5 protein-coding genes are annotated in these 4,792 nt (G+C 61.6%); 2 read left to right on the top strand and 3 right to left on the bottom strand.

Annotation, left to right across the window (positions count from 1 at the left end):
* The first annotated feature begins 151 nt into the window (after positions 1-151).
* Positions 152-478, top strand: a complete 327-nt coding sequence (locus tag Q0627_RS22340; RefSeq protein ID WP_291020398.1) for a hypothetical protein — start codon at positions 152-154, stop codon at positions 476-478.
* A 96-nt stretch (positions 479-574) separates the two neighbouring features.
* Here the strand turns inward: Q0627_RS22340 and Q0627_RS22335 are convergent, their stop codons facing one another.
* The 3 genes from Q0627_RS22335 to Q0627_RS22325 form a co-directional block, all read right to left on the bottom strand.
* Complete coding sequence (locus tag Q0627_RS22335) at positions 575-1,231, bottom strand: MAE_28990/MAE_18760 family HEPN-like nuclease (protein ID WP_291020400.1); 657 nt, start codon at positions 1,229-1,231, stop codon at positions 575-577.
* Positions 1,232-1,234: 3 nt separating this feature from the next.
* Complete coding sequence (locus Q0627_RS22330; RefSeq protein ID WP_291020402.1) at positions 1,235-2,323, bottom strand: DUF262 domain-containing protein; 1,089 nt, start codon at positions 2,321-2,323, stop codon at positions 1,235-1,237.
* A 100-nt stretch (positions 2,324-2,423) separates the two neighbouring features.
* Positions 2,424-3,185 carry an acyltransferase gene (locus Q0627_RS22325; protein WP_291020404.1) on the bottom strand — a complete coding sequence of 254 codons (762 nt, stop codon included), beginning with the start codon at positions 3,183-3,185 and terminating at the stop codon, positions 2,424-2,426.
* Between the two features lie 101 nt (positions 3,186-3,286).
* Here Q0627_RS22325 and Q0627_RS22320 point away from each other — a divergent pair, with 101 nt between their 5' ends.
* The gene (locus tag Q0627_RS22320) at positions 3,287-4,636 is read left to right on the top strand and encodes a PQQ-binding-like beta-propeller repeat protein (RefSeq protein ID WP_291020406.1); all 1,350 of its coding nucleotides are present in this window, start codon (positions 3,287-3,289) and stop codon (positions 4,634-4,636) included.
* Positions 4,637-4,792: the final 156 nt, after the last annotated feature.

The following is a 4,792-nucleotide window of genomic DNA, read 5'->3' as shown; positions in this document are numbered from 1 at the left end:
AGCGTAAACACACGCGTGATCGTCACCACTCCCGATCTACGGCTGTAGTACTAGGTCGACCAGGCCGATAACCTTGGGCAACTACAGTGTCGCTGAATGAGCCCTGCGCGCCGCGCTCGTCTTGTCAGACCTACCCGATACGCTCCCGCACATGAGAATCAGAGCAATACTCATCGCCGGGACCATCGCCGTCGGCGGGCTGACAGGCGTCGCCGCCGAAGCCCACGCGAGCAAGCCCCGCATCGGCAACTACTGCACGAAAAGTGAAGTGAGCAATATTCAACGAACCGAGAACGGGCACTGGACGGTCTGCGTCTACATGGGATCGGGCGGCGGCTACAAGTGGGTCGCGACCGCCAAGGTCGATCCGGTCGTTCGTAAATTGGGGCAACGTTGCACCGGCAAGTACCCGGTGGCGCGGACGCCGCGCGGCAAGGCTGTGATGTGCGTCCAAGGGAAATGGACCTACGGGCCGTAAACATCACCAACAACTACCTTGCTGTTTGCTCCGAATGGTCGGCGAACCTGACACCGACTGGGACGACCTGCCGGCACCCGTCGACCACCGCCGTGGTCAACCACGCAGGTAGGCTGCCTGACCCGCACTCCACGTAATCGCCGACGAGACTTCGCGCATCAAAACCACGATCTCGTCCATTACGCGTTGATACTCACCCACATCGGGACACGTATGCTCTTTGCCGTGAGCGATCGCGTTGCGCGGGTCGCACAACGACTTATCAATGAGATGCCCTTTGGTGCTGACGAGAGGAATATCGAGATCCAGCTTGCGAAGGATATCTTCGATCACACGAGAACGCAGATTCGATTGCGTATTCACGACATCGTCCGTTCGGACACGCGAAATCCGCGGTTCCGCATCTCCCCGGACCAGCGAAAGGAGGTCTCTGGCCGCTGGAGAATTCGGGTCAGAGATGCTTCGGGACAGTTTTTCCAGCATCAACATCGCCAACCCATCAGACGCCTTCCGAACCGGTATTCGTCGTGCCAGTAGATAATCGAAGTACGCCGACAAGACGTTCTTGCAGTACCCTTCCCAGTGCACATACAGAATGGCTGCGCCAGATCTTCTGAGGGCCCGCGCGAGCGGTGTATCGGGGGTGCGGTCGTGCTTCTCAAGTTCCCCCCTGATTGCATTGAGCTCAACAATTCGCCAAGAGAAGTCGTTGTCAATTCGGTCAGTGAGATCGTCGTAGGTCTGGATCGCCACCGGCTAACCCGGCTTCCGCGAAAAGAACTCCCGCGAGTGGTGCACCATGCGCGGAAAACGGGTCCGCGCACTCACCCCTCCGCCGACGTGGTTTGCGAAACTCGGATCGTTCCATACCTGATGTATTCGTTTCTGCAAAGCCTCGTGGTCACCGCGCCATTCGCGGAGGTTGTATTGCACGCCGGTGGCAATAAACTCGAAAGCCGCATTCGAGAACGGTCCGGTGCGTCGCCCGTCTTCGGTGAGACGTCGAAAGACGTCCTCACCGTCTGCCCGCAGGAGCAGATCGAACACTTCTCGAAATATTCCCGCGTCGGGTAGTGGTCCCACAGTCGCGGTGGCGCGCATCCAATGCGTCAAGAACTGGCCAAAGTCGACTTTGAGATCCTCCTTCGGACCATCATACGCCGCCTGCGCATAGAACCGCAGAACGAGCTCGTTGCGGAAAGACTCGCTCTCCTTGCGCGCCGAAATATTGGTGACAGCTTGGAACGAACGGTCACCAACAAGACTGGAAACCAAGTTGAACATATCTCGGTTGAGCATGATGAGCAGACAATTCCTTGCCTCCTGAGGACTCAGATCCGTCCCGGAATTCAGCCTCTCAAACAGATCATACTTTGCGTTCGGATCCGAAGTCTTCCGAATGATTCTTACTTCAATTTTCGATCGCTTAAAGTCACGTTGAAGTGCCTTGGAAAATCCCGATTCTTCCGATTCCCATCGAACACCTTCAAGAGAAGGCAGATAATCGGTACCCTGAAGAGTCAGACCTTCGTATCTCTGTCCATCTTCGTCCCTGTACTCGCCGACAAACTCCATAATCGTGGATAAGCGCTGAACCCCGTCGATGACGTCCCAGACTCCGTCCTCGCGCTGAGACACGAAAACCGATGGGACCGGGATGTTCAACAGGATGGACTCGATGAGCGCAGACTTCTGGTTCAGACCCCAGCGATACACCCGCTGAAACTCAGGGTGGATATCCAAGTCACCGTCCCGGTAGAGCGAAAGCAACTCTCCGATCGACATCGGATATCCATCGGCGTGAATTTCCTTCGACCGCTCGACAATTTCAGATTCCAAACCCATAAGACCTGCTCCCCTGCCATCGGCATGACGTGCCTTCAACCATACGTGTGTGCCACGACTGTGCACGCACACTCGTGACTCCTGTGGACAAACAGGCCAGCTAACCTTCCGCCGCTTCCTTCCCCTCGGCGGCGGCCTTCTTGCGTTCGATGTCGGCGAGGGCACGTTCGAGTTCGGCGCGCTGGGCGGCGTTCGCGTCCCAGGCATCCTTGCGGTTCTTGACGACCTTGGCCGGGGAGCCGACGGCGATCGCGTAGTCGGGGATTACGCCCCTGACGACGGCGTGTGCACCGAGGACGCAGCCGCGGCCGACGATGGTGTTACGCAGGACCGTCACCTTGGTGGCCACCCAGGTGTCGGGGCCGATGCGCACGGGGCTCTTGACGATGCCCTGGTCCTTGATCGGGGTGTTGATGTCGTCGGTGACGTGGTCGAAGTCGCAGATGTAGCACCAGTCGGCGACCAGCGACGACCCCCCGAACTCGATGTCGAGGTAGGCGTTGACGACGTTGTTGCAGCCGAACACCGCTTTGTCGCCGATGCGCAGGTTGCCCTCGTGGCAGCGGATCGAGTTGCCGTCGCCGATGTGCACCCAGCGGCCGATCTCCATCCGTGACATCTCGGGTGTCGCGTGGATCTCGACGTCTTTGCCGAGGAACACCATGCCGCGCAGCACGACGTGCGGATTGGCCATCCGGAACTTGGCCAGCCGGTAGTAGCGCACCAGGTACCAGGGTGTGTAGGCCTTGTTGCGCAGCACCCAGCGCAGTGAGTCGACGGTCAGGAACCGGGCTTGTGCCGGGTCGCGGCGGCGGCCGGCCTTCCAGCGGGACCGGTAGGACGCATTCCACATGGTGGTCATGAGGACAAACAGTAACGGAGTGCGAAATCGCACACGATAGGCTCTGGAGGTTGGGTGCGCGGCGCACCCGGGTTTCCGAGTACGAATGCGATGGGAGCGGGATGGCTGCACGAGCCGGGGCGAGCGCAGCGACGGGTGATACCGAACGCCGGCGGCGGATCGGAACCGGGTTCGCACTGTTGACGGCAGCGCTCACGCTGGTGGTGTCGGCCTGCTCCGACGGACACACCGATGTCCGATCGGTGTCGGCGTGGGGCTGGTCGAGCTTCGGCGGCAATTCGTTCAACTCCAACTTCGCCGGCCCCCAGATCTCCGACGATCTCGAGTTGCGCTGGTCGCGGCCCACCGGTGGACCCGTTACCGCCCCGTTGTCGATATCGGGCAACGGCAATATCGGGGTCACCGCGACAACGACCAACGGCTGCAACATGTTCGTGTTCGACCCGCGGCAGGGACGCAAGAACTATTGCAAGCGGCTGCAGGACGGTGCCGCCACCAACACGCTGCTGGTGGATCAGTACGACCAGCCGTACATCGGGGAGAAGGGCCTGTTCATCGCGTTCAACGCGGGTGGGGCCATCCGCTGGCGGGTGCCGACGATCGGGGTTCCCCGTTCGGCCAGATTCGCCGATCGCGGCGTCGTGCTGGTGGCCACCACGCAAGGGCAGGTGTTGTTGCTCAATTCGCAGACCGGTGATCTGGTGGCGCCGGAGCTGCGGTTGCGTGAGGACGTCAACCTCGACGATCCCGGTTTCGGTTACGGCGACTGCATCACCGATGGCCCGCAGTGCCCGGTCCCCTCGCCGCCCGCGGTGGATGCGGGCCGCCAGCGGGCCTATCTCAACTTCTGGCCTGCCGGTGAGAGCGCGTCGAAACTGATCGCGCTGGACTACCGAATGCAGGACCGGGAGCGTTCGATCCACCAGGTGTGGTCGGCAGCGATCCCCGGCGGCATGATCGGCCCGCCCACGCTGTCGGCCGACGGAAGCCGCGTCTACGCCGTCTCCAAGCCGGGCACCCTGCTGGCCGTCGACACCACAACCGGCAAGACCGTGTGGACACACAATCTCGGTGAGCACGGATTCGCGACGCTCGCAGTGTCCCCGGGAGGTCTGATCATCCCCACCGGATCGGTCGGTGCTCCCCTGACATTGCTCCGCGACACCGGCAGCGCCGCCGAACAGGTGTGGCAGCGAACCGATCTTGCCGTCGTCAGCCTGTCTACGCTCACCGCGCGGAACACGGCGTGGACGGTGGTCCGTGACGCCGGCAAGGACTCGCTGTCACTGACGGAGGTCTCCACCGCCGACGGTAAGACCCTGCGAACGATCGCGATGCCGGGGTCCAAGGGCTTCGCCACCGGGGTCGCGGTGTCGGCGGCGGGGCAGGTCGCCACGGCCACCCACATCGGCGAGGTGTACCTGTTCGATTCGGCGAGCAACCGCTACTGACAACAGGACCCCCATCGTTTTGATGGGGGTCCTGTATCCGGTTGCTCCGGCTCCGCGGTCAGCTGGAGCTGTGCCGCCCGCCCTCGCTGTTCACTTTGAATTCTGCGGTCGGGCCGTCGACCAGACCCGGGGCAACCGCCCAACTCTGGGTGACCG

Source organism: uncultured Gordonia sp., assembly GCF_937858515.1.
GTDB lineage: Bacteria > Actinomycetota > Actinomycetes > Mycobacteriales > Mycobacteriaceae > Gordonia.
The sequence above is the reverse complement of the archived record's forward strand: the minus strand, read 5'-3'. Positions and strand labels throughout refer to the sequence as shown.